General features: G+C 41.8%; 20 protein-coding genes and 1 tRNA gene. 14 read left to right on the top strand and 7 right to left on the bottom strand.

The window, feature by feature from the left end:
* The first annotated feature begins 243 nt into the window (after positions 1 to 243).
* Together ACEW80_RS20240 and ACEW80_RS20235 are read left to right on the top strand one after the other, a co-directional pair.
* Positions 244 to 1,212: a glycosyltransferase family 2 protein gene (locus tag ACEW80_RS20240; RefSeq protein WP_373528308.1), complete on the top strand. Its 969-nt coding sequence runs from the start codon at positions 244 to 246 to the stop codon at positions 1,210 to 1,212.
* 201 nt (positions 1,213 to 1,413) lie between these two features.
* Positions 1,414 to 3,399: a putative bifunctional diguanylate cyclase/phosphodiesterase gene (locus ACEW80_RS20235; RefSeq protein WP_373528307.1), complete on the top strand. Its 1,986-nt coding sequence runs from the start codon at positions 1,414 to 1,416 to the stop codon at positions 3,397 to 3,399.
* A 27-nt stretch (positions 3,400 to 3,426) separates the two neighbouring features.
* Here ACEW80_RS20235 and ACEW80_RS20230 read toward each other — a convergent pair whose 3' ends face one another.
* From ACEW80_RS20230 to ACEW80_RS20220, 3 genes are all read right to left on the bottom strand, one after another.
* Positions 3,427 to 5,805, bottom strand: a complete 2,379-nt coding sequence (locus ACEW80_RS20230) for an ATP-dependent helicase (protein WP_373528306.1) — start codon at positions 5,803 to 5,805, stop codon at positions 3,427 to 3,429.
* A 238-nt stretch (positions 5,806 to 6,043) separates the two neighbouring features.
* Positions 6,044 to 6,607: an SCP2 sterol-binding domain-containing protein gene (locus tag ACEW80_RS20225; protein WP_373528305.1), complete on the bottom strand. Its 564-nt coding sequence runs from the start codon at positions 6,605 to 6,607 to the stop codon at positions 6,044 to 6,046.
* A 326-nt stretch (positions 6,608 to 6,933) separates the two neighbouring features.
* Entirely contained in the window at positions 6,934 to 8,022 is a 1,089-nt protein-coding gene (locus ACEW80_RS20220) for a RuBisCO accumulation factor 1 (RefSeq protein ID WP_373528304.1), read from the bottom strand.
* A gap of 167 nt (positions 8,023 to 8,189) precedes the next feature.
* On the opposite strand from ACEW80_RS20220, the gene ACEW80_RS20215 reads away from it, so the two are divergent.
* From ACEW80_RS20215 to ACEW80_RS20200, 4 genes are all read left to right on the top strand, one after another.
* Positions 8,190 to 8,936 carry a hypothetical protein gene (locus ACEW80_RS20215; RefSeq protein ID WP_373528303.1) on the top strand — a complete coding sequence of 249 codons (747 nt, stop codon included), beginning with the start codon at positions 8,190 to 8,192 and terminating at the stop codon, positions 8,934 to 8,936.
* A gap of 744 nt (positions 8,937 to 9,680) precedes the next feature.
* On the top strand, positions 9,681 to 10,625 hold the full coding sequence (locus ACEW80_RS20210; protein WP_373528302.1) for a response regulator: 945 nt from the start codon (positions 9,681 to 9,683) through the stop codon (positions 10,623 to 10,625).
* A gap of 74 nt (positions 10,626 to 10,699) precedes the next feature.
* A complete protein-coding gene (gene ubiE / locus ACEW80_RS20205) occupies positions 10,700 to 11,395 on the top strand; it encodes a bifunctional demethylmenaquinone methyltransferase/2-methoxy-6-polyprenyl-1,4-benzoquinol methylase UbiE (protein WP_373528301.1) in 696 nt (231 codons plus the stop codon).
* Between the two features lie 101 nt (positions 11,396 to 11,496).
* Positions 11,497 to 12,732: a DUF445 domain-containing protein gene (locus tag ACEW80_RS20200; protein ID WP_373528300.1), complete on the top strand. Its 1,236-nt coding sequence runs from the start codon at positions 11,497 to 11,499 to the stop codon at positions 12,730 to 12,732.
* Positions 12,733 to 12,942: 210 nt separating this feature from the next.
* Here ACEW80_RS20200 and ACEW80_RS20195 read toward each other — a convergent pair whose 3' ends face one another.
* Positions 12,943 to 13,662, bottom strand: a complete 720-nt coding sequence (locus ACEW80_RS20195) for a response regulator (RefSeq protein WP_373528299.1) — start codon at positions 13,660 to 13,662, stop codon at positions 12,943 to 12,945.
* Between the two features lie 328 nt (positions 13,663 to 13,990).
* Between ACEW80_RS20195 and ACEW80_RS20190 the strand changes: the two genes are divergently transcribed.
* The 7 genes from ACEW80_RS20190 to ACEW80_RS20160 all read left to right on the top strand — a co-directional run bounded on the left by ACEW80_RS20190 (position 13,991) and on the right by ACEW80_RS20160 (position 22,659).
* Entirely contained in the window at positions 13,991 to 15,085 is a 1,095-nt protein-coding gene (locus tag ACEW80_RS20190; protein ID WP_373528298.1) for a response regulator, read from the top strand.
* Between the two features lie 235 nt (positions 15,086 to 15,320).
* On the top strand, positions 15,321 to 15,599 hold the full coding sequence (locus tag ACEW80_RS20185; RefSeq protein WP_373528297.1) for a GlsB/YeaQ/YmgE family stress response membrane protein: 279 nt from the start codon (positions 15,321 to 15,323) through the stop codon (positions 15,597 to 15,599).
* 57 nt (positions 15,600 to 15,656) lie between these two features.
* The gene (locus tag ACEW80_RS20180) at positions 15,657 to 16,577 is read left to right on the top strand and encodes a hypothetical protein (protein WP_373528296.1); all 921 of its coding nucleotides are present in this window, start codon (positions 15,657 to 15,659) and stop codon (positions 16,575 to 16,577) included.
* Positions 16,578 to 17,003: 426 nt separating this feature from the next.
* Entirely contained in the window at positions 17,004 to 20,660 is a 3,657-nt protein-coding gene (locus tag ACEW80_RS20175) for a response regulator (protein WP_373528295.1), read from the top strand.
* Between the two features lie 11 nt (positions 20,661 to 20,671).
* Complete coding sequence (locus ACEW80_RS20170) at positions 20,672 to 20,953, top strand: hypothetical protein (protein WP_373528294.1); 282 nt, start codon at positions 20,672 to 20,674, stop codon at positions 20,951 to 20,953.
* Positions 20,954 to 21,194: 241 nt separating this feature from the next.
* Positions 21,195 to 21,719 (top strand): hypothetical protein, encoded by a 525-nt coding sequence (locus ACEW80_RS20165; RefSeq protein ID WP_373528293.1) that lies wholly within the window; start codon positions 21,195 to 21,197, stop codon positions 21,717 to 21,719.
* A gap of 103 nt (positions 21,720 to 21,822) precedes the next feature.
* Complete coding sequence (locus tag ACEW80_RS20160) at positions 21,823 to 22,659, top strand: protein-glutamate O-methyltransferase CheR (protein ID WP_373528292.1); 837 nt, start codon at positions 21,823 to 21,825, stop codon at positions 22,657 to 22,659.
* Positions 22,660 to 22,797: 138 nt separating this feature from the next.
* Here ACEW80_RS20160 and ACEW80_RS20155 read toward each other — a convergent pair whose 3' ends face one another.
* The 3 genes from ACEW80_RS20155 to ACEW80_RS20145 all read right to left on the bottom strand — a co-directional run bounded on the left by ACEW80_RS20155 (position 22,798) and on the right by ACEW80_RS20145 (position 24,890).
* Positions 22,798 to 23,121: a hypothetical protein gene (locus ACEW80_RS20155; protein WP_373528291.1), complete on the bottom strand. Its 324-nt coding sequence runs from the start codon at positions 23,119 to 23,121 to the stop codon at positions 22,798 to 22,800.
* A 564-nt stretch (positions 23,122 to 23,685) separates the two neighbouring features.
* A tRNA-Arg gene (locus ACEW80_RS20150) sits at positions 23,686 to 23,759 on the bottom strand.
* A 33-nt stretch (positions 23,760 to 23,792) separates the two neighbouring features.
* Positions 23,793 to 24,890, bottom strand: a complete 1,098-nt coding sequence (locus ACEW80_RS20145; protein ID WP_373528290.1) for a tocopherol cyclase family protein — start codon at positions 24,888 to 24,890, stop codon at positions 23,793 to 23,795.
* Between the two features lie 29 nt (positions 24,891 to 24,919).
* Between ACEW80_RS20145 and ACEW80_RS20140 the strand changes: the two genes are divergently transcribed.
* Positions 24,920 to 25,531: a DnaJ domain-containing protein gene (locus tag ACEW80_RS20140; RefSeq protein ID WP_373528289.1), complete on the top strand. Its 612-nt coding sequence runs from the start codon at positions 24,920 to 24,922 to the stop codon at positions 25,529 to 25,531.
* The last annotated feature ends 64 nt before the right edge of the window (positions 25,532 to 25,595 follow it).

The following is a 25,595-nucleotide window of genomic DNA, read 5'->3' as shown; positions in this document are numbered from 1 at the left end:
GAACGGGGAAGCAAGCTACAAACTGTGCGCCAGGGCATGACGTGCAGTATAAGCAAAGCTCAGTTAATGTCCGACGGGATACCGGGAGTCGCTGAGAAGCCTACACTGTATTGCTTGCAATCAGTGTAGGAGTATGTCACTGGTCAATAAGAAAGTCGTGAGTCCCAATCTCTCACTAATTAATTCTGACTGCTGAATTCTGGGAATACTAGTTAGTAATCCTATCTCCAAAGTTTCAGATTTATGAATCATCAACCAGTTAATACAACCACCGTCACCAGCTTTTTGCCAATGGTGTCGGTGGTTATTCCTATTTATAACGGTGAGACAGATTTACTACATTTGATCAATTGTCTATTATCTCAAACTTACCCAAAAGACCGGGTAGAGTACTTATTGGTGGACAATAACAGTAGCGATCGCACTTTCACCATCCTCAAAACATCTGCCGAAAATTGCCCAATTACAATTCACCCGTTAAGCGAAAACCACATTCAAAGCTCCTATGCTGCTCGTAATACTGGGATTCGTGCGGCTGTAGGCGAAATTATAGTTTTTACCGATGCTGATTGTCGTCCGCAACCGCAATGGCTAGATACATTAATTAAACCTTTTGTCAACAAAGAAGTGGTAATGGTCGCTGGTGAAATTTTGGCGCTACCAGGCAAAACTCTGTTAGAACAACACGCAGACCGTGAAGAAACTCTATCGCAAAAACATACCCTTGCCCATTCCTTTCGTCCCTATGGTCAAACCGCTAATTTAGCGATTCGACGCATCGCCTTAGAAAAAGCGGGTTTATTTCGCCCCTATCTTACTACTGGAGGTGATGCAGACATTTGCTGGCGGATTTTAGAGGAAAACATTGGGCGTTTGGAATTTGTCCCAGAGGCGATCGTTCAGCACCGCCATCGTGCCACACTTAAAGAACTGCAAAGTCAATGGCGGCGGTATGGACGCTCAAATCGCTACCTACACGAACTACACGGTGTAGATTTGATGCGAGAGATTACACTCAAAGAATGCGGCTATCGCTTATTACGTTGGTTATTAAAGGAAGTACCAAGAGATATTAAGAAGGCAATCGCAGGTAGAGCGACTCCTGTAGATTTTTTAAATACTCCCATTGGTTTGTTCACTGCTAGGGCGCGTACTGCTGGGCAAAGAGACGCTACATTGCCAGAGAATGCCAAGATAATTGATTGGCTCTAACAATACTAGAAATGTTATCGATAAATTTTTAACTATTAAGCAAGCAAGTTCTGCTATATTTATTTACAACCTGTCTGCTTTCGCAAGAAACCCGATGCTCCCCTACTCAACAGGACTTGAAGTTTCGAGAAAGGCATGGGGTTTGCTTACCCTGCTATCTTGTTTTACAGCTACGGTTCATAGTTTTGTTAATTAAGTAATATGAACGTAGATGGATTTAGCCAACACATAGAGAAATTACGCTCACACGTACAACGACTATTGCAAAGTAGTACGATTAAGCCAAACTCACAACAAGAGATAATAACAGAGGTTTTTGAAGAACTCCACACGGTAGTGGAAGAATTATTAACAGCCTCCGAAGAGTTAGATGTAACACGAGCAGCAGTAGAAAAAGAGCGCCAGCGTTATCAAGAATTGTTTGAGTTTGCTCCCGATGGTTATTTAGTAACTGATACCGCCGGGACAATCCAAGAGGCTAACCGTGCAGCAGCAACTTTACTCTGTGTGCGCCAAAAGTATCTAGCAGGTAAACTATTAATTGTCTTTATTGCTCAACAAGACCGTCAGTTTTTTAGCTCTCAAATAAACAATTTGCAGGAGTTCCTAAACTGGGAAATTAACGTACAGCCACGGAGAGGAACGCCTTTTCCTGTTAATATTAAGGCATCTGCGGTGTACGACTTACAAAGAAAGAAAGTTGGCTGGCGTTGGCTACTGTGCGACATCAATGAACGTAAAAAAGCCCAAGAAATGTTGCATCCAGCTAAGGATGAGTTAGAAATACGGGTGGCGGAACGGACAGCGGAATTGGTAAAAGCAAATCAGAAATTGCTGACTGAAATTATAGAGCGTAAACAGTCCGAATCGCAACTGCTGCACTTGGCGTTTCACGATGCGCTGACAGGTCTGCCAAACCGCGCTGAATTTATGAACAGCTTAAGGCATGCAATCAATTATTCAAAACGCCATTCAGATTATCTATTTGCTGTATTATTTATCGACCTGGATCGATTTAAAGCGATCAATGACAGTCTTGGACACTTAAATGGAGACCAATTACTGCTGACTACTGCAAGTAGGCTAAAAGTGTGTGTACGTTCTATAGATACAGCCGCACGGCTTGGGGGAGACGAATTTACAATCCTGCTTGAGGGAATCCAAGATGTGTCAGACGCCATCACAGTAGCCGAACGGATTCAACAGGAACTGGCGTTACCCTTTGAGCTTGATGAACAAGAAGTTTTCATAACGGCAAGTATTGGCATTGCCTTGAGTTCGACCGTAAATTATGAACAGCCAGAAGAACTGCTGAGAGATGCTGATACAGCAATGTACCGAGCCAAAGTGCAGGGCAGAGCGCGTTATGAGCTATTCAACTCAGATATGTATGCTAATACTTTGGCGAAATTGCAGTTAGAAACCGATTTGCGCCAAGCAATAGAACGCCTTGAGTTTGAAGTTTATTACCAACCGATTGTTTCGCTTACCAATGGCTCTATTTTAGGTTTTGAGGCTCTGTTGCGCTGGGAACATCCAGAGCGTGGTTTGCTTAATCCAGCAGATTTTATTCCCTTGGCAGAGGAAACTGGACTAATTTTCTCCATTGGCAACTGGGTATTGTATGAAGCCTGTCGCCAGATGCAAGCTTGGCGGGTGTGCCATCGTTCCAACTTACTAGAGAAAATAAGTGTTAATCTCTCCCTCAAGCAATTTTTTCAACCGGATTTGATTGAGCAGATTAGGCAAATTTTGCATTCAACTGGTCTTGATGCTGGCACTCTAATGCTAGAGGTTACTGAAAACATAATTGTGGAAAATAGCGATAAGGCAACTGCCGCACTCTTACAACTTCGAGAGATGGGCATTGAGTTATCAATTGATGACTTTGGTACGGGCTACTCCTCATTAGGTCGTCTTTATAACTTTCCAATTAGTGTATTGAAAATTGACCGTTCTTTCATCAGCCCGATGGGTACTAATAGTAAGAATGTAGAAATTATTGAGATAATTGTCACATTGGCAGACAAGCTGGGTGTGGATGTACTCGCCGAAGGAGTAGAGACAAAAGAGCAACTAGCACTTCTAAGAAAGTTGAACTGTGAATATGGACAGGGATACTTTTTCTCTGTTCCATTAAATAGTTCGGCAGCAGAGGCATTAATTATGGAAAATCCTCGGTGGTAAGGGTTGCCTATAACCAGCCACGAATGCTTATTTAATCAAGGCTCCTAAATTCACTACACATTCAGGAAACTGACGCTTTAATGCTGGAAAAACCGGACAAGGTGCTTGTTCTTGTAAATTCTCCGGTTTACTCCAAGTAAAGGGAGCCTTCTGCGCCGCAGACATCCACACTAAACGCTTTGCCCGTGTCATAGCAACATAGAGTAAACGATACTCTTCAGATATTTTCAAGTGCTTTGCCACCTCCCATGCCTGAGTCACATCTGGTATAATAGACTCTTCATGGAGAGTAGCGCGAATTTGGGCACGGGCTACTTCTGATAAAGTAAAGTCACCTAAGAACTGGCTTTGGGGAGGAACCCAAAATCTCCCAGGAATCAAGTTTTCGTGCAGAAAGGGAATAAAAACATAATCCCAATCCAGCCCTTTGGCTTTGTGCATGGTAATAATGGTCAGTTGACCACGACGAGTATACCGCTCTTCCGAATCCTCAGTTTCCACTGGTTCAAACCTTTCGGAACTGACGATTTCGCTTAAAGTTGACAGCATTCCCCCCATCGAACTATTGCTAGCTATCTGCTGGTTTACCCGTTCTGCGAGTTTGTCAGCAGTTGCCAATTCTGCTTGGTCATAATTTAACGTCAAGGCGAGGAAAGAAATTAGCTGGTATAGGGGCAATTCCAACCGAGCGCGGAGTAAATTGCGACATAAACGTGCGGTTTTTTGTACTGACTCTGACTGCGGTGCTGCTAGGGGGCCAGGATACAAAAACTCTTCTGGCAAGCTAGCAAGGGCGTTGAGGTCTTGGGTAGGAATTAATTGGCGCTGTACTAATGCTTCTAGTGCAGCTTTGAGATAATCGGGGGAGTGGGGCCGATCGCAAAATTGGAGTAATGCTAAAATTTCTTGGGGAACATGGGAACGGCGATCGCGTTCTCCCACATCATAAAGTATAATTTTACACTCTTTACACACAGTAGTTAGAGCCTCTGCTAACCATCTTCCTTGGCGATTTTCTCGCACTAAAATCGCTGCACTATTCTGTGTTGGGTCTTCGCCGAATAACTCAATCACTCTTTGAGACAACAATTCTAGGGTGTGATGAATATCACGCGGGGTATAAAGTTCTAGTCCTCGTCCTACTGGTGCTGGGTTGGCGTTAGTTTGCGGATCACCAACTTCAACAGGGCGAATTGTCTGCAAGCGAAATGGTAATTGTGGTTTGTAAGTAGTCTGTTGTCTGTTATTTGTTTTTGCTGACTGTTGACTATTGATCCATTTGAGGGCAAAGTTAGCAGCTTCAATAATTATTCTGGTACTGCGACCGGCTTGATCCATCGTTGCCAATCGCTTGATGCGATCGCACTCTTCGCAAAATTGCCGAAAATAAATCGGATCAGCTGGGGTAAAGGTGGAGTTAATCGCCTGGTTGGGGTCGCCAACTCGTACTAAGTTGAGTGACGAGTTATCCCCATTGTCTGTATCACTCGCCAAAATTTCTAAAAGCTGCGTCTGTAATGGACTAGAATCTTGGGCTTCGTCTTCAAAGACGGCGAAAACTTGGTTTTGCTCAATGCGACGAGCGCTGTCATTTTCTAAAACGCGCAGTGCGGCTAAAATCATATCGTCGTAGTCGATGAAGTCACGCGATCGCATTAAGTTTTGATATTGCTCATATAACCCTGCCGCTACGCTCAAAATTACATATTCGTCTGTGGTTTGTTTACTCCACTCCCGTAACAATTCTGGCGATATCCCAGAACTTTTTGCTTCATGAATTACCGTATTAGCCAATTCTGGTAATACTTCTGTTCGCAGCACCGATTGGCGACGTAACCTTTCTGTTTCTTCTCCGTCAAATTGATGACCTTCTAATAAGCGCAAATAACGTTCTGGATTATTCGCAATCCATTGCTCTACAGCTGTTCGGATAAAGCGATGACTTTGAGTTGGTGTAATTAATGTGACATTTTCTAACTGCAAACCCGACAAATCAGGATGGCGACTGGCAATATTCAATGCTAAACCGTGTAGCGTATAAACAAAAAATCCCGTCTGAGGTAGAGATAATTTCTTTAAGTCTTTGCGAATCTTCGCTTTAATATTGGCAGCAGCGGAGCGAGTAAAAGTAACGACTACCAAGTGACGGCGGGAGGATGAACGCTCATACTGACGGGCGATCGCGATCGCCGCCGCCGCCGCCATACCAGTAGATTTGCCTGCACCAGGAACGGCAGAAATTGCCAAAGGCCCAGATTGCCAGTCAGCCATTTGCTGTTGTCCAGGGCGTAAACCATTGCGGATTGCGAGAATTTTCTCCCGCAAAGAAAGAATAGGCGATCGCTCAGACAATTCTGAGTGGAGTGATTCTTGAGCCACAGGAACAGTAAATTTAGAGTCTGACATATTAAAATTTTATATTTTGAATAGATATTAAATGTAATTCCCAAACCGCAGATATAAATAATCTTCTGTGATTATTAATCTCAAATTACTAGATTGCTAATAGTAGTCCGTCAATTTTGCTTTGATAGGTTTGTAGTTGCGCTTTAGCGCTAAAGCGCAACTACAAACAATTATCATTCCTCAATTATTTGTTTACTTCGTATTAGCTCAATTATCACAAATCTGCGATCGCAGTTATTCACGAGGGAAAACATTTTCCAAAAGCCTGAAGTAAACACAATGATCCTCGAATACGAATCTTCCTCCTGATTATAGCCCAAACAATATTCTGTTCCTTAGCTAGAAACCTCAGCCAGGTATAGCTGTCGGCAATAATCTGAATATTGGCTGTTCCAATATGACTATTTTCCACATGAATTGTTTTATCTTTAATTATTACTGTCGCTTGACATACCTCCTTACCTGTGAATGTGAAGTGGTAGATAGCATCCAGATTTACTGATTGATTCCTTTGAAACAACAGAGGCAACCCGAAGAGAAACCCTTGAATAGAATCAGGACGAATGCCATTGCTAACTTGCTTGACTTTCTTGTGGGGAAATCTACGTACTACGTAGTCTTGAGCATCGGAACCTGGAACCACATAGATAGTTTCTTCCTTATCTTGTAAAGGTCGAACTACTTCTTGAACAAACCCTTTTTTATTCTTCAAAAATTGACCAATCACATCTTCTCCTGCTGGACAAGCAGCTACACAATAAGCTGCTTTATAGTTTGATTTGAAAGCAAGACTCTGCCACATCGACGCTGATTCCGAATCATTGACTTTTTGGCGGTAGTCACCGGCACTTTCTATTAAAAATAGTTTGAAAATTTATTTAAAATTTGATAACTATAGACTTTGGCTATTAGCCCTGAAATTCATTTCTGGGCAAGCGTGGAAGCCAAAAGATAAGCAATTTTTAGCTTAAGTTGACACCAATGGGCAATGCGTTGCTCTGCTTAAGTCTCCTTAAAGCAATTGGCGGCATTAGCTAAACAGAACATTCAACCAATGCCCCATATTATCCGTTGTTTGGATGGTCTTAATAGATCAGATTACGGCGTTAGTCCTGTCTAAAATTAAATTTATTCGTCAATCTGCCAGGAATCCTTAGTTAATTCTTCATCCAAAATTTTCTTCGGACGCACAATGATCAAAATTTCTCCTAGTAGAGGAATTTCTGGCTCAGTTTCAAACCACTGAAAATCTAATTCACCACCCTTTTCAACGACAAAGTAGCTGGAGGCATCCCATTGTCGTTGGGCACGATCTACCACTACGACGACGAGTTCTATTCGGCTTTGGTTTTGGATGGGGAAGCGATCGCTATTCGCTAAAATCACTACTGGATCTTCTGCCGCCAGCAGCACTTGCCAACCTGGTAACGACACCCAAGCTTGTTCTCCAGAAAACTTAACCATCCGAAATGGTTCAATTTCGGTCACTATAGGTACAGCTTGCAAGTCTTGCCGTGACAACGGCAACTCGCCTACTACCGGGACGATTCGAGGTAATTGTTCTTCAGATTCCAGACGGTAAAAGGGTAAAATTGGAGCTGGACGCTGAGGAACGGTAGTAAAATCAGTTAGTAACTGTTCGATTTTTTGCCTTGCTGCTGGCGTGTGAGCAAAGCGTAAACCTTTGGCAATTAGGCGCGATCGCTGTTGTAAATCACTGTTTTGGCGTGCCAGTTTCCAAACTTGGTGAGCAACGGCATCTCCAGGATGGGCAGAAAACCCTTCTGGCAAAATACGAAAATAGGAAAACTCTTTAATTACTTTTGCCACATCCCGCGCTTCATCAGCGTCGAGTTTCTGAACAAAGATCAGTTCAGCAGTGGCAGCGCGTTCTTCTTGGGTGAGCAAACGCAGCTCGTACAACACATCACTGCCGCGCGTGGCATAGTGCGATCGCGTGGCTGCCGATACTCCAGAGTTTTCCAAAGAATTGTAAACTTGGGAACCTACAACCACCTGGTTTTGTTGAATTGGCTCAAATCCAGTCGCCTCAAAAATTTCTTGGGGATTGTAACCGGCTTTTAGCAACGAGGCGATCGCTATTCCCCATTCCACCCAGTTGCCTTGTTTTTGCCTCAGCTTTCGCAGTAATTCTTGTGCTACATCGTTGGTAGCATTTTCTTCGGGATTCTGAGCGTTGGGTGGTAGATCAGTCATAATCACAGTACAAGCTTCAACTTGAGAGGTTGATTAACACCTCATGAGCAAGTCTTATTCTAATCTATGAACTACCCAGACCTACAGCTATTAGGTAGTAACATGAGTTGAGTTGCTGCCTAATTCCCCGATTTCAGCAGCTTTAACTTTTTGGACTTTGGGAAAAAATGCCAGATGTTTTTTTACCCCTAAATATGATGTTTACGCATTTCGATGCTAAGTTCACGCGGATCGATGAGATAGTTCCTAATATATATAAGCTCTCTATCTCAAATAATAAAAAGTTTGTTTTCAGTCAATTCCTCATCCTTGATGAGCGCCCGATGCTGATTCATACGGGTCGCTCAAATTGGTTCGAGCAAACTTATCAGCTTGTTTCATCTGTCTGCGATGCTTCAAAACTTCATTACATTGGCTTTTGTCACCTTGAGGCTGATGAGTGCGGAGCGCTTAATCAGTGGCTTGAAGTAGCTCCGCAAGCGAAAACAATTGTGAGTCCTCTGAATCAATCGAACATCGATGACTTTGCACTGCGACCAACAACGGTTCTTAAAAATAACTTTGCTCTTTCCCTTGGCAAAAGAGATATTATCCTGATTGAAACTCCTCATTTCCCTCATGGATGGGAGAGTTGTGTATTTTATCAGCCGCAAGAGGAGATCCTTTTTTGTTCCGATCTTGCGGCTCATCCTGGTCAGTTCGAGGAACCAGTTACCGAAAAGGATCTTACAGAATCTATCATCAAGTTTCAGCAAAAATTAGGATTTATGTCTGAAGGCAAAAGCTTCACTCGCGGGATTGAGGCAATAGAGAATCTACCCATTAAGTACCTTGCAACAATGCATGGTTCTATTATTCACGGGGAGTCCATCTCGAAGCTTATTTCAAAAATGAAGCAAACCTTTGGGTCTTAAGTTGATTGTAGCCGTGAAGAGATGTTGGGCTAATGCTGCTACAAAAGTGTTCTTGAGTGGAGCGAATGATGGCTCGCCATGCAGGGCTATTTCATTCTAGGCATAAACCGCCCAGAACTAAAGTTCCTTTTCTGATAGCTAAAGTCCGTTAAAACGGACTATAACCTTTTTTCGGTCGTCTTTAGACGACTTTCGCTATTAGACTCAGAATTCATTCTGAGGCGGGCTAGATGAGAATGAAATAGCCCTGGCTCGCCATGAGTTCTGCTTTTGAGCGATGCCGTTCGGTTGTAGTCTGGTAGTCAGGCAGGCTATGTCTACCCACCTTGACTGCAACAATGCTCCTGATTGTCCGGTCATATTTTGAATTGGAGCAAACGCTGCCTGGTTATAAAAATCCTTGAACTTATTGAAAATAAAATCAGTAACTTCTGAATAGGTCAATTATTGACTTTATTCTCAACTAATGGCTGAGAGTTTTTTCAGCATTGGCTTCAAAAATCCTTTGTTTACAAGGCTTATAGCCACTAAGATCCGTCGATTTCACGCTGATTTAGTTGGTTTTTTTGGTGCAATTTTTTCTAATTCAGATATTTGAGCAGACAAATATCTCTGTATCACTCACAGCCACCATAGTTAAAAATGCAAATTAAGACCGTAAAAACACTTAATACATCTGAAATATTCTCAACTAAACTGGGTATGGAATATAACAAGATAGTGAATATTTAAAGGAAATATCTTATGGATAATCCTAGTCTCGAAATTGATAAAGTCCAGTCTCAAGTGATGACTCTTGAACGCCCAAAAAAGCTCAAAATACTGGTAGTTGACGATGAGCCAGATAATCTCGATCTGCTTTATCGCACCTTTAGACGCGACTTTAATGTTTTGAAAGCTGATAGTGGGGTTCACGCCCTACAAGTTTTGGCAGCAGAAGGAGAGGTAGCGGTGATTATCTCCGATCAACGGATGCCAGAAATGAAAGGAACTGAGTTCCTCAGCAAAACTGTACCTCAGTTTCCCGATACGGTAAGGATAATTCTGACTGGATTTACTGATATTGAAGACTTGGTAGAGGCGATTAACGCTGGGCAAGTCTACAAATATATCACTAAGCCTTGGGACCCAGGGGAACTGAAGGCGGTGGTACAAAGAGCAGCAGAAACCTACGACTTACTCAAGCAACGTACAGAAGAATTACGCCGTGCTCACGTTCAGATGGCACTGGTGAGTGTCTTGGTACAAATAACTCAAACAACTTCTAGTTTAGAGGCAACCCTCGCCCCAATTGCTAGAGCCGTTGGTGAGACTTTTGCTGTGGAAGGTTGTATTCTACAACTTACAGATGGAAATACTTTGGTTGCGGCTCAAGGAACTTACAGCGATGCAGGTATAATAGAAAACTGGCTCTCCCAAGACCCATTAACAACAGAGGCGATCGCCACAGGGGAAATCCAAACTTCCTTAAATATACCTAAAGACACTAACTTAAATGATGCTATTCACTACCAAAACACTGGCGTGCAAGCACATTCAGTTATCCCAATTAGCTACCGAAATAAACTGTTGGGGGTATTGTCACTACAGTGGAAACAACCGTGTACTTTGCGAGAAGATGAATTAAAGCTAATCGATTTGTCAGCGCAACTAATAGCGATCGCTCTTACGAGTAGTGGCTGCCATTAAACCATTGTATAGTTGTCATTAGTCATTTATCCGTTGTCAAAAACCAATGACTAATGCCCTCTGCCCAATGACCAATGACTAACGAAATTCAGGCCATTTTTAACCGCATTGCTCCAGTTTATGACCAGTTAAACGATTGGTTGAGTCTGGGACAGCATCGAATCTGGAAAGAAATGGCAGTGAAATGGAGTGCAGCTAAACCGGGAGATACTGCATTAGATTTGTGTTGCGGTAGTGGTGATTTAGCCCTGCGTTTGGCACGGCATCTGGGAACAACAGGACAGGTGTATGGAGTGGACTTTTCCCCAAACCTGCTAAAAACTGCTAGAGAACGCTCCCAAAAGCAGTACCCCCAACCTGTTATCAACTGGGTAGAAGCCGATGTGCTAAATTTACCCTTTGATGACAACCAATTTGACGCCGCAACAATGGGCTATGGTTTAAGAAATGTTAAAGATATTCCCCTCAGTCTTCAAGAGTTATATCGTGTCCTCAAGCCAGGCGCTAAAGCCGCAATTTTAGACTTTCATCGACCGAGTAATCCGGCGCTACGTGCCTTTCAACAGTGGTATCTGGACGGTTTTGTAGTCCCAGTTGCCAATCATTTAGGCTTAAAAGAAGAATATGCTTACATCAGTCCCAGCTTAGACCGTTTTCCCATCGGGAAAGAGCAAGTAGAGTTAGCGCGTCAAGTTGGTTTTGCTGTTGCTACCCACTACCCCATTGCGAGCGATATGATGGGAGTGCTGGTAGTCAAGAAAAATGAGTGATGAGTTAGAAGTTATGAATTATCAGTAGTGATAAATTCTCATTTAAAATTTATCATTCTTAACTCCTCACTCTAAACTCCTAACTTTTTTAATTCTTCCCTGTGGACTGGTCTCATCTTTGGCTTTATGTGTCTCCCCCGGTACTGGGTGGAATTATTGGTTATTTCACAAATGATATAGCCATAAAAATGTTGTTCCGTCCTTACCGAGCAATTTATATCGCTGGACGAAGAGTACCTTTCACCCCTGGATTGATTCCCCGCAACCAGGAACGTCTGGCTCTGAACATTTCCGATACAATCATGGGATCGCTGCTGACACCGCAAGAATTGCAAAATCTGGCAAAGCGTCTGTTGCAAACAGAACGGGTACAAGCAGCAATTATCTGGTTGTTGCGGTTAGCCATCGAACAAATCAAAACAGATAAAAACCAGAAAAGTGCCAAAATTGTAGCGGGAATTTTGCGGGATTTACTAGGGGAATCATTACCACGATTACTCAAAGTTTTGGCGCGACGTGAAGATTTTTTAGAAGCGCAGATCAATCAAATTTTTGACCAGATATTGCTGGAATTTCAACTTAGTGAAGAACAAGCCACGCGGCTTGCTGATTGGTTATTGCAAGTAGTTTTACCGCCTGATTTGCTGCGCCAGACGATAGTTGATTTTTTGACCGATCGCACAATTCAAATTATTGATGAAGGCTTTCGAGAAAAAAGTAGTGGTACTTATTGGGTAGTAGCAAATTTATTTGGTTTACGTAATACTCTCACACGGCTACGGACTTTTTGTTTGGATGAAAAAGAGGTTGCTAATGCTCGCTTGCAGGAATTGACTCAAGATTTGCAAATACGCGATCGCATTCGGAAATTACTACAAAATTTATCATTACAAAACTTGCCAATTGGGACGGTGCGCCAACTCCGAAAAACTACCCGTGAAAGTGTCCGCCATTACCTGCAAAATAGTGGCAGCGATTTTTTACAAGGATTAACTGATTCTGTTGATTGGGAAAATATTGCTGTAGTGCTGCTGAATCGTCTTAGTAGTTCACCTGTTGTAAGTACTTCTTTAGAAGTTATGAGTCAAGAGTTGGCTCTAATTTTAGAAAAGTATTTAGAAAAAGATTTAGAAGTAATTGTGGCACAGGTGATTCCAATTTTGTCGATAGATCAAGTGATAGTTGACCGTGTAAAATCAACTTCAGCGGCTGATTTAGAAACTGCAATAGAGGGAATTGTCAAAAATGAATTGCAGGCGATCGTGACTTTAGGTGGTGTTTTGGGTTTTGTTATCGGGTTATTCCAGGTAGGGTTTTTACTATTGAGTCAATATTAACTTTTTGTCTGTAAAATTTTATGGCGTTGCATATTTGTGGGATGGGCAGCGTTCAATGGTTCCTCAGGCTTGTCAAAGGGTCGAAGTCTTGCCCCTCCCTTGTATTTCCAGGTGAGCAGGATGCCCATCCCACAAGAATCATCTCTATTTTAGGCAACGCCGGAAACTGCTGTAATAATTAAGTCTTTCGCCGAATATGATATTACTTACTCAGGATACCAACCCAGCACGCAAAGCACGGACAGCAGCCTGTGTACGGTCAGCAACACAGAGTTTATTGAGAATACCTCGAACATGAGTTTTTACAGTACCGACCGTTAAATAAAGCCTTTTGGCAATTTCTGCATTGTCACACCCAGCGACAATCAACTCCAAAACATCCATCTCGCGGGGAGTTAAAGGATAGCCGACTATACTTTTCTCAACATCAGGGTCAATGCCTTCAATCAAGACTCTTTTTCCTGCTGCCCCTCTGCTGGCATCGGGGAAATCTTGACGTATTTGTTGTAGTACAAGGTCTGCGATCGCTGGATCGATCCATGAGCTACCTGAGTATGTGGTTCGCACAGCCTCAACCAGTTTCTCACTTTCAATATCCTTCATGCAATAAGAATCTGCACCTGCTGCAAATGCTGCTAAAACTGCCTGCTCACTATTCTGCATAGTTAAAATCAGTAGCTTTGTTGTATAATCTTCATTCTCGGCTTGATATTGCCTAAATGTGCGTGTTAGTTCAATACCATCCATGTCAGGCAAACCAATGTCAATAGTAGCAACATCAGGCTTGAGAGTTTTCAGAAGCTTTATTCCATCTGCTGCATTTGCTGCTTCACCAACAATCTTTAACTCTGGCTGGGTTTGCAAGGCAGCCCGTAAGCCAATTCTTGTAAGGTTGTGATCTTCAATCACGAGGATCTTGATTTCACTCATAGTTGCTTAATTTTACTGTTATCTATCTAAAGTACAGATTAAAATAATCTTGTTCTTCTGTTCAGGATTTTATCCAAAAAGCAATGCCTTTGGTATTATTTCGCTAACTTCATCTACCATTGGTTAAGATACTTGTAAAAATTTAAATATTAGCACTAACTAATGCATAAAAATACTATTTCAGTAGAATTACTTAAAAATAATATCTTTAAATTTAGGAAGCTTTATACGAAAACGTGAATTTTTAATCATCTCAGCGCTGGTGAAGTAAGCTATTACTAAATTTGCAAGGGATAGCCAAGCACTTCTTTTTTATTTATATTTAGCCATGTCTTTAACTAAAACTGTCAAAAAAGATAAAATTCTCGTTGTCGATGATGTTCTTGACAATTTACTGGTCTTAGAAGCAGTCCTAGAAGATAAGGACTATGAAATTAGCTTGGTGGAAAGTAGCAAAATTGCTCTAAATATGGTTGAGCAGTCACCACCAGACTTAATCCTCTTAGATGTGATGATGCCAGAGATAGATGGCTATGAATTCACTCGACGCATCCGACAGAATCAGGCGTTGCCATTTATCCCCATTTTGCTAATCACAGCTCACTATGAGTCGAGCGTTGTTAAAGGACTCGATGCTGGTGCAGATGATTTCATTCGTAAACCATTCGATCCTGATGAACTAGATGCACGAGTGCGATCGCTCCTGCGCCTCAAGCATAGTATCGACGAACGAGATCAGATGGCTAACCTGCGGGCAGATTTTGTCTCGCGTTTTACTCACGATTTACGCATACCGTTGGTAGCCTCTAACCGGGTATTAAAATTATTGTTAGAAGGGAGGTTTTGCGAAGTTTCACCACAATTGCAAGAAATAATTGATACCATGATTGGCAGTAACCAAGACCTGCTAGAAATGGTAAATACCTTGTTAGAAGTTTATCGTCATGAGGCGGGTTGTAAAACCTTAAAAATTTCTCCTTGTAATATTCAAGAATTAGTTAGTGAAGTTGCCCAAGAATTAACTCCTTTAGCTGAAGAAAAAGGATTAGCTCTCAACATTAATCGGGACGAAACTACAAGTACCATCATGGGCGATCGCATAGAACTGCGGCGAGTTTTGACAAATATCATTGGTAATGCGATCAAATTTACAGACCAGGGTTTTGTAGATATTCATTGCCATGTCGCTTTGGCGGCAGTGACTATTGACATCAAAGATACAGGATCAGGAATTTCTAAACAAGACCAAGCAATTTTATTCGAGCGATTTCGCCAAGGTAAACACCAGCGTTCTGGTAGCGGTTTGGGGCTATATCTATCTCGCTGCATTATTGAAGCACATCAAGGCACAATCGATGTGATATCTGAGCCAGGGCAAGGTAGTACATTTACTATAAGTCTACCTGTGGCTGGCGAAAACTAGAAGTTCTCCTTTGGATAGCACATCTACGATTTGTATCAACTTCAAGTGAAACCTTTGCAAATCTCGTTTCCAGGTATCTAAGAAGAAAACGCTCTTCATTGCGTTGTGACCATTAGAATGATATCTAAAGATTTTTGATATTAGTTCTTCAGATAGATCAGAAATTTTGCAGATAAATTTTATTATGAAATAGTCAAAAGCAAACAAACCACGTTTTCACAAAAGGAGAATTCTTATGGGTAACATAATAGCTTGGTTGGTATTGGGTTTAATTGCAGGTGCGTTAGCTAAGTTATTTTATCCAGGAACCCAAGGTGGCGGTATTTTCTCGACTATTGTTTTAGGAATTCTTGGAGCTGTAGTAGGTGGTTATTTAGGTCAAACTTTGTTAGGAAGTGGTTCAGCAGCAGCAGCGTCCGCAGGTGCTTTCTCACTTGGAAGCATTTTGTTTGCAGTTCTTGGTGCCATGCTGTTGATTTTCCTTTGGGGTTTGCTAACTCGTCGCGCTGTGTAATTTCCTGAGTTCGGTCAATACTTTGGGGAATCATTTCTAGTAACTAGAAACAGTAAAATGACGTTAGAAAAAGAACGAAGGTTTCTAGGTATTTTTGCTAAACATTTAGACGCAGAATTGGCGCTTCAGGAACTAAAAGCTACTGATTTTCCAATGCACAAAGTTTCTGTAATTGCACGGAATGTAAAAGAACAGGGTGATATTCCTAGTGTGGAAGTTAAAAAGCCAACTAGTAATACATCACATCAAGGTGCTTTAGGTGGTCTTACTAGCTTATTAGTTGGTCTAGGCGTGTTGACGATTGCTGATATCAATCCAGTCACGGTACCTGAACTAGAAGAAACAACGATCGCTACTACTTTAGCAGGCAGTGCGATCGCTGTAACCGCAGGTACTCTGGTTGGGGCATTACTAGGTTTAGGAATTCCTGAAGAGCAAGCACACGGTTACAGCGACTTAGTGTCCAAGGGTTACTATCTGGTGATAGTAACTGGAATAGATATAGAAATTCGTCTTGTCGAGAGGATTTTTAATCGTCGTTGTGTTCAACAATCGGCTATTTATCAAATATGTTCGTCGCAAAATAGGCGCTATAAACATGGAGTTGGTGTATTTTATGCTCGCCAAGATATAGAAGCAGCACTTACTGAACTGAGAACAGCTGGCTTTCCGATGAGTCAGGTTTCGGTAGTTGCTAAAGATATCAGCACGCTTAACGGTCTAAGTGGGCTAGATATTAGCAATTCTAAACATAACTACACCACTTTAGGAATTCCTGACGATCTGGCTAGACATTATGAAGACCAAGTGAAGCTTGGCAATTATGTTGTAGTGCTAAATGGCACTGATATTTACATTGCAGGTGCGAGAGCTATTTTAGAGAGTAACAAGATTCAACATTTTCGTATTTATAGCCAACCGACAAGTAATGCAAATAGAACCGATCGCTATGTTATGAATACTAATCTTTACTTTTAATTAAACGTCAAAGTCAATTGGCAGAAGTTTGGTCATATATCTTAATTATACACATTCCTGAAAATTTATAGGAAAAGCAATATGCTTCTCCTATAAATTTTGCACTCGTATAAATATGGGTTGCCTTTTGCAGTTTCCTGCAAGATACAACTGGGGATAATTAAGACTAAGGTGTAACTGTATAGTAGTGATATATCATGTCAATGATTTCATTATATCCAACGCCAAGACCCACAACATTTATAATTTCTATAAATTATGGTTGAGTGAGCCTAATTTTTACTATCCATCGGCTTGAGTTTTCTATTTAGTTTTTTTGTCAGGTCAAAAGTTGTTCAATCATCATAATCAGATATTCAATGATAGTTGAATTATTAAAAAATAATAATCATAGCGATAGAATCATTTAAGTAACTGTCTGAAATAATGTTGAAACGTTTGAAGATTGGAACCAAGATTGGAGTTAGTTTTGCCTTGAGTTTGGCAACTCTAACTACTATTGGTCTAATCTCCTACCAAAACACCAATGAACTAATTAAAACTTCACAGCAAGAAAAACATACATATCAGGTAATAAGTCAGCTGGAAGAACTCAACTTGCAACTGACAAAAGCTGAGACTGGGCAACGCGGTTACATTATTACTGGAGAACAACGCTATTTAGAACCTTATAACGCTGCCATTAAGCTTGTAGAGCCAAAAGTAAAGGAACTTCAGCGGTTAACAGCAGATAACTCCAACCAACAACGGCGGCTGGACATTTTGCAGCCACTAATTACTAAAAAACTGGCTGAACTTCGACAAACTATTGACTTGCGCCAGAATCAAAGCTTTGAAGCTTCTCAGAAGGTCGTGCTGACAGATTGGGGCAAGCAACTGATGACTGAAATTCGTCAGGTAATCGTGGCGATGGAAAAAGAGGAGAATGTACTCCTAAAGCAGCGCTCTAACAAAGTACAAGCTGCTGCCCAGCAAACGATAGCTAATATTTTCTTTAGTATTCCTCTATTTTTTATCATCTTAGTTGTAATTGGATTCTTGCTAACCCGACATATTTCAGTACCGTTGAAGCAAGTTTCTGATTTAGCAGAAAAAATGGCAGGTGGGGATTTATCAGTCACTTTACCAGATAGCGATCGCCAGGATGAAATTGGCGTGTTGTCTCGCACCTTCAACCAAATGATCCTTAATCTGCGAAACACAAATCAAAAAAATAAAGATCAAAATTGGCTCAAGTCTAACTTAGCTGAATTTACCCAGATGCTTCAAGGACAGCGGAATCTGGAAGGTGTGACTCGCTTGATTTTGTCAAATTTAGCACCGATGCTTGGGGCAGCGCAGGGCGTTTTTTATCTGATGGACTCAATAGACGACGAGCCTGTACTCAAGTTATTGAGTAGTTACGCTTATCAAGAACGCAAAAACGTCGCAAACCAGTTTCACTTGGGCGAAGGACTGGTGGGACAATGCGCTTTAGAAAAACAAAAGATTCTCCTAACTAAAGTTCCTAGTGACTATATCCGCATCAGTTCTGGCTTGGGAGAAGCTCCACCGTTAAATATTATTGTGTTGCCGATACTGTTTGAGACGCAGGTGAGTGCTGTAATTGAACTTGCCTCGTTTGGGTCTTTTAGCAATTTGCATCTGACATTCCTAGAGCAATTTGGTCAAATCGTTGGTGTGTTTTTAAATAACATTGCCTCTCAATTGCAAACTCAGCAACTACTTAAAGAGTCTGTTACTTTAACAGAAGAACTGCAAAGCCAGCAAGAAGAACTAAAGCAAACCAATCAACGCTTAGAAGAACAGGCGCACGAGTTGGAAGAATCACAATTTCTCCTGAAGGAATCTAACGAAGAATTGCAGCAATTAAATGAAGAGCTAGAAGAAAAAGCAGAATTGTTAGAGGTACAAAATTGGGAAGTTGCCCGTAAGAACCAGGAAGTTGAACAGGCGAGGCAGTCTTTTGAAGAAAAAGCAGAACAATTGGCCTTGTCTTCCAAATATAAATCGGAATTTCTAGCGAATATGTCCCACGAGTTACGGACACCGCTAAATAGCTTGTTAATTTTATCAAGGCTGCTAGCGGATAACTCTCTTAAAAACTTGACCGACAAACAGGTAGAGTATAGCCAGACTATTTACTCTGCTGGCACTGATTTGCTGGAGTTAATCAATGACATTTTAGATTTGGCAAAAATTGAGTCAGGTACTATGTCGCTCAATATTCAGCAAATTGATTTTGCAGATTTGCAGGCATCTCTAGAGCAAACTTTCCGGCAAGTTGCTGACGATAAAGAACTCAGTTTTACTATTGAACTAGATGAGAAATTACCCTCGACAATTTATAACGACTCCAAACGTCTGCAACAAGTACTGAAAAATCTCCTAGCTAACGCCTTTAAGTTTACAGAACAGGGAGGTGTGAAGTTGCAAATTAGCATGGCAATTAAGGCAGACCAAGCTGATAATTCCATGATTGCTTTTGCAGTCAGCGACACGGGCATTGGCATTCCAGTTGAAAAGCAGAAGATTATTTTTGAAGCATTTCAGCAAGCAGACGGCACAACTAGCCGCAAGTATGGGGGAACTGGCTTGGGCTTATCTATCAGCCGCGAGTTAGCTGAATTTTTGGGAGGGAGAATTGAGCTAGTCAGCCAACCAGGGCAGGGAAGCACCTTCACATTCTATTTGCCCAAGCTACAAGCAGAGACAGATATCACCATAGCACCGCCTGAGTCAACCACCTCCGTACCTCTACGGGGAAGCGGGCTACGTGCAGCTTCGATTATCAAAGAAGTCCCTCTCCTCGCAAGCAGACCTACGTCTGTGGACATCTCTTCATCAGCGAAAGTGCTTCCCACGTTCCCCAACGAAGTTGCAGATGACCGAGAAACAATTCAAGCAAGCGATCGCATTTTACTTGTAATTGAGGATGACGATAAATTTGCCCGAATCTTATTAGATATGGCACGTCAGCAGGGCTTTAAAACAATCGTTGCTTTACAGAGTAAACAAGGTCTGGCACTAGCGCAACAGTTTGAGCCAGATGCAATTATGCTAGATATCCATATGCCAGAAATGGATGGTTGGACAGTGTTAGATCGTCTGAAACATAATCCCGATACCAGACACATACCAGTACACATACTCTCTGTTGATGAAAAACAGCAACGCGGATTACAACTAGGAGCAATCACTTATCTCCAAAAACCCGTCTCTCCAGAAGCACTAACTCAAGTATTGGCTGACATTAAAGGCTTTATTGAGCGTCAGATAAAAAATCTCCTAGTGGTAGAAGATGACCCCGTACAAGCCCAAAGTATTATCGAATTAATTGGGAATGGCGATGTCCAGAGTACAGCAGTGGGTACGGGAGCAGAAGCACTGCTTGTTTTGCGATCGCATCACTTTGATTGTATGGTACTGGATCTAGGTCTGCCCGATATGAGCGGCTTTGCCCTGATTGAGCAGATAAAGCAAGAACCCAGCCTCTGGAAACTACCGATCATCATCTACACAGGTAAAGAACTCAGCCGCCAAGAAGAAACCCAATTGCGGGGACTAGCAGAGACAATTATCATTAAAAATGTGCGATCGCCAGAACGGTTGTTAGACGAAACTGCGCTGTTTTTGCATCGGGTGCAAGCGAATTTGCCCCCACCTAAGCGTCAAATGCTAGAGCAATTACACCAAAGCGATCCGGTGCTAGCTAATCGGAAAATTCTGATTGTAGATGATGACCTGCGAAATATCTTTGCCATCACCAGCTTTTTAGAAAGTTATCAAATGCAAGTGCTGTTTGCCGAAAATGGCAGAGATGGCATAGACCAGCTGCAAGCTAATCCTGATATTAACATAGTTTTGATGGATATAATGATGCCGGAAATGGATGGTTATGAAACCACCCGCGCCATCCGCCTACAACAAGAGTTTCGCTCACTACCAATAATTGCTTTAACTGCCAAAGCCATGCCAGGCGATCGGGAAAAGTGCATCGAAGTTGGAGCCTCTGACTACATCACTAAACCTGTAGATACCGAGCAACTGCTTTCATTACTCCGGGTTTGGTTGTATCGGTAAGGAAGTAGGGAGTGGTGAAAGAATGTAGAAACATTGAAGAAGAATTCAGAAGTCAGAATGGGCTAATCGCCCCGCTATCGCTAACAGGAGTCAGAATCAATACTTCTCTACGAGAGGCTGCGCCAACGACAGGATCAGTACAAGTCAGTCGGGGATTCAGACCCGCCACTGATAGCGCAGCGGTAGCGAGTCCGCGTACTCTTACAGAGAAGCAAGCTACGCTTTTAGCGTCTGTCTGCGACACGCTGCGCGAACGTAGAGAGCGTCTTGACCCCAATTTGGTGGGGTCTTAAACCCAGTTATTCAGCGTTCGACTGAGCGCTCACGCTTAAGTCCGCCACTCGTACAGAATTCATTCTGTTAGCGGATAGCTAAGGTTTAGCCCATTCTGACTCCTGACTCCTGAATTCTGTTTGATAACAATGACAGAAAATTCACTTCAGTAATAAAATAATCAGGTTATCTCTTGAGATAAAATTCCTTTCTCTCGGCGGATACTAGTACTTACATTATGATGGCTGCTATGTTAACAATATGACAATAGTAAGACAAAACACTCTAAATACAACCGTAAGTCCTCCAGAAACGTTGGCAGAAAAATATATTGAAGCAGAGCGGATGCGTGATATTCGGTTATTACTGCAAAACTTGTTTAACAGTGAAGAAGCGACTGTCAAACTAATTCTAAATTGTCTTTACGATGTTGGCTCAGTCAACCTGATCAACCAAAAAATTCCCTTGCAACCCTTCAACAGGGTGATGAAATTAATTGCCAGAATGTCCAAACCAGTTTTTAGAGCCTTCGCCTGGAATTGGTTTAAGAAAAACTGTCCCCAACTGATTACTAATTGGCTACACTCACAGGTCACTTTTGGAAATCCCCAAAATCAGCCTCAAGAGGTAGCTATTGAAGTTACACAACTTAAACCATATCCTGTAACACAAACAGAAACTTTGAGCCAAGAGATTAAAAATTTGCGCTACCAAGTTAGATGGCTAGCTGGGATTTCAATAATAGCGATCGCTGTTTTAGGAGTAACAGTCACTTGGTTAAACTGATTTATTTATGGAAATGACCAAAAGTTCAGCATTGTTATTTCAAAAAGCCCATTCATGCCTGGGGTAAGAATTATGAATCAACAATTATTAATTATAAATTATTATGACCTTGCTCAAACCTACCTTGGAGGATATCGAAATACATCTGCTATTAGAAGGGGTGTATCAGTACTACGGTTATGACTTCCGCAATTATGCTCTTTCCTCACTCAAGCGTCGCATTCAAGGCTTCATAAACTCAGAAGGGTTAGCTAATGTTTCTGCATTACAAGAGCAGTTACTCCACAACCGTACCTATCTGGAACGATTTTTGCTTTGTTTGACAGTAAATGTAACATCGATGTTTCGTGACCCTAGCTTTTATAACACCTTCAGAAATCAAGTTATCCCCTTCTTGCAAACTTATCCGTTTATTCGCATCTGGCACGCTGGATGCTCCACCGGTGAAGAAGTCTACTCATTGGCGATTCTACTACAAGAAGAAGGACTTTATCACCGTTGCCGCATATATGCCACTGATACTAACGAGAAAGTATTACAAAATGCCAAAAGTGGCATTTTCTCCCTCAAACTGATGCAGGAATATACTCAGCTTTACCTAAAAGCAGGCGGCAAAAAGTCATTTTCTGAATATTATACAGCAGCTTATGACAATGCTATTTTTCGAGCATCCCTGAGAGAAAACGTTGTCTTTGCCCAGCATAATTTAGCAACTGACAGTTCTTTTAATGAGTTTAATGTCATCCTTTGTCGTAACGTCCTCATATATTTCAATCAGGTACTTCAAAAGCGGGTACATGAACTCTTTTATAATAGTCTCTGTACCTTTGGCATCTTGGGTTTAGGACGACAAGAATCGCTCAGGTTCACTCCCTATGAACAATACTATGAAGAGATAGTCAAGGGTGAGAAACTATACAAGAAAATAGTTAGCCTTTGAAGAAGACGCTCTAAGTTGAAGACTGGAAACTAGGAGCAGGAGTATCCCAGTTTTTTTAGCGAGTAAATTAAAAACTGCTTTTACTAAAAGTAGCAGATTAAGAGCAGTTTTTAATAGCAAAAAGCCCAAAAGAAGAATTTAGGCATCCTCAAGTTCAAATTGAGCCACTGTAACCGCGTTAAAAGCGAAAGCCAAAACTAATGGCATTGGAGACTGAAACCAAAAGGTAAAAATAACAGCTAGGATTGTACCAATCACTGCTGACACCGACCATAATCGTTCTTCAAAGGTTAATCCCTTTTCGGCTTTAATCAATCTGAGAACATGAACTGGGATTGGTTCCGGCATTACCCCACCCGGTGGAAAAGCCCAATAGTTGTTACGTCGCTCGACAAACAAATCTGTCCAGCCATTTTCTTGGCACCATATCTCAATCCATTGAAGTGAGTAATGATTCATCATCGGGGTTGGGAATTCGGTTTGTGAAAGTTGTGTACTTGATGAATATAATCTCTCAGAGATTCCTAACAAACTAATTAATTGCTATGAAATCAACGCTAATTTGGCAAATTTTAAGCTTTGTTAAATAGTTGAAACACATATATAAAGCTCAAACATTGCTTACTTAATTAACAGATTAACAGTCCATAGGAGCTATCCATTTCAAAATACAATAAACTTTACCTAAGAAATTAAAAGGCAAGAACTGTAAATAAATTGGTTATTACTCCTCAATCAGACTCTTTATATCCTAAAAGTCAAATTTAAAAATCAAGAATTGTAAACAAATCAATGAGCTTTTTGCGTTACAAAAGATTAAGCCAGAGGAAATAAAAAAGACGTGACTAATGGATAGCCCGAAATGGGAAGAGAGAGCAAATTCTCCAGTTCCCCTTTTCCCAACTCGGCAGAAGGGTTTAGGGCAACCCTAGAACGCTTGCTAAACCTAGCTTATACGTTAACTTGACACCTATGTAAATCGGTGCAGCCCTACGAATTGTTGCTATATTAATTGGCTGAAAACAACGGGACTGGTGCGGCTCGAACGCACGACCTGACGCTTAGGAGGCGTCCGCTCTATCCAACTGAGCTACAACCCCAACTGCGAAGCATATATAATTATAGCAGTAGTTTTAGCGAGATTGCCAACAATTATCCCAAGATCCGCCGCCTACTTCTAAACCACAAAGAAGACTTTCGGCTTTCAAGATTATTTTAGGTTTTCTTCCATTTAGTTCTCGCAACTCTAAATCTAGCTTTCCTTGCATGGTGTCCCGGCAACAAAATCTTAAACCATCGGGTGTGGGGGCACGTAGAGGTGTACCAGGTAGATGGGTGGTTCCTGTTAATTCAATTTCGTAGTTGGAGTTACGAGCTAACATTTGCCATCTGCCCCAAGGCTGAATTTTCCAATCTACTTGTGAATTCCAGGGAGCGAATTCATAAAACTTGCCTTGATAGTGCAAGCCAATCATCGCTACAGATTCCATCCACCACAGCACACCCCGCCGTCCACCGCCGGCAGTTAATGCCAAGTCGGGTTCGCCCTTGAAGGAATTACAATTTATCCAAAACCATTTTTCAGGAAAAGCACCGCCCCAATTTTTCTCGCCGTAGGCTGGGGCGTTGGTGAATTCATAGATTTTGCCATTCCAGTCAATTTTCCCGCTAGCTAGACCGTGAGCCATCAATATTTGCCATCCGGGTTCAAAAATCGGCAAGAATGACAGCAAGCCTGCGGTTGATTGCTGAATGCTGTTTTGATTGCCCCAACCGTATACTGGTTGAATTTCATACTGCCAACGGCAATAATTATTAGTGGCGCGATCGCAAATTACTCCCTGATTTAAAGTGGCTGTGGCTTGATATCCTTCTTGAACATGATGCTCAAACTCTCCTGGCATCAGGTAGAGGGGAGAAACTTGCAAATCAGTTTTACCCCAATGACCTAAACCTAGAGCATTCCGACTACCCCAAAATTTCTTTACATTCGGAAAAGTCCGGCATAAATACTCATCATCTGGGCCAAGGATTTGGGCTGCACCACCACTGTAGGGTTGATTACCAATGGGGTCTTCGATGGAGTACATGAAGGCAAATGTTTGCCCAATTTCCGGCAAAGTGACGCGGTAATACCAGCCTTCAAAGAAGCGGCGACTACTACCATCCCACTGATAACCAGAATGGGGTGTTTGAGTTGATTGGAGAGGATTTACAGGAATAGTTAACATAGGTTTATATAGTTAGCGATTTTTTCAGTATGCGCGATGACCTCGATATCAATCATGCTTATGAAATTCTTGGGCTGAAACCCGGTGCATCACAAGCACAAGTGAAGCGAGCTTACCGTCAACTGGTGAAAATTTGGCATCCCGATCGCTTTTTTGAGCAAAAGGAAAAGCAGGAAGCTGAAGAAAAAATCAAAGAAATCAACGCAGCTTACAACCATCTCAAATCTGAAAGTCCATCCGAGCCTCCCATTCCTGAAAATCCATCTTCATCTTCGCCTACAAATCCCCCAAAAATATCTGTCAATCGTTGGGATGCAGAAACTTTCTATACTTGGGGAGTAGAAAATGCTACACAAGGAAGATATGAAGATGCGATCGCAGATTTTACCCACGCGATTCGTCTGAATCCTTACTATATTGACGCATATAAATATCGTGGGCTGATTTGCTCTCAACTGGGATATGAATATAGAGCCACTTCCGATTTAAATAAAGCGGCACTTATAGAACAAGAGTTAAGAAATCCGGGGGCTGCACGTACATTGCGATCGCCCAGACCTGTATCAAAACCTAGACCTCTAGTAGAAAGATTTTGTCAGAGGATAAAAAGTTTACTGCGGCTAAATCGGCGTTGGAGATAATACGCTTCCGACGGCGACATCATACCTTGAGTTAGATAGTACTTATAATTGGGAATACTAAGTA

This window comes from Nostoc sp. (assembly GCF_041747015.1).
Lineage (GTDB): Bacteria > Cyanobacteriota > Cyanobacteriia > Cyanobacteriales > Nostocaceae > Nostoc.
This window is presented reverse-complemented; position numbering and strand designations above follow the sequence as displayed.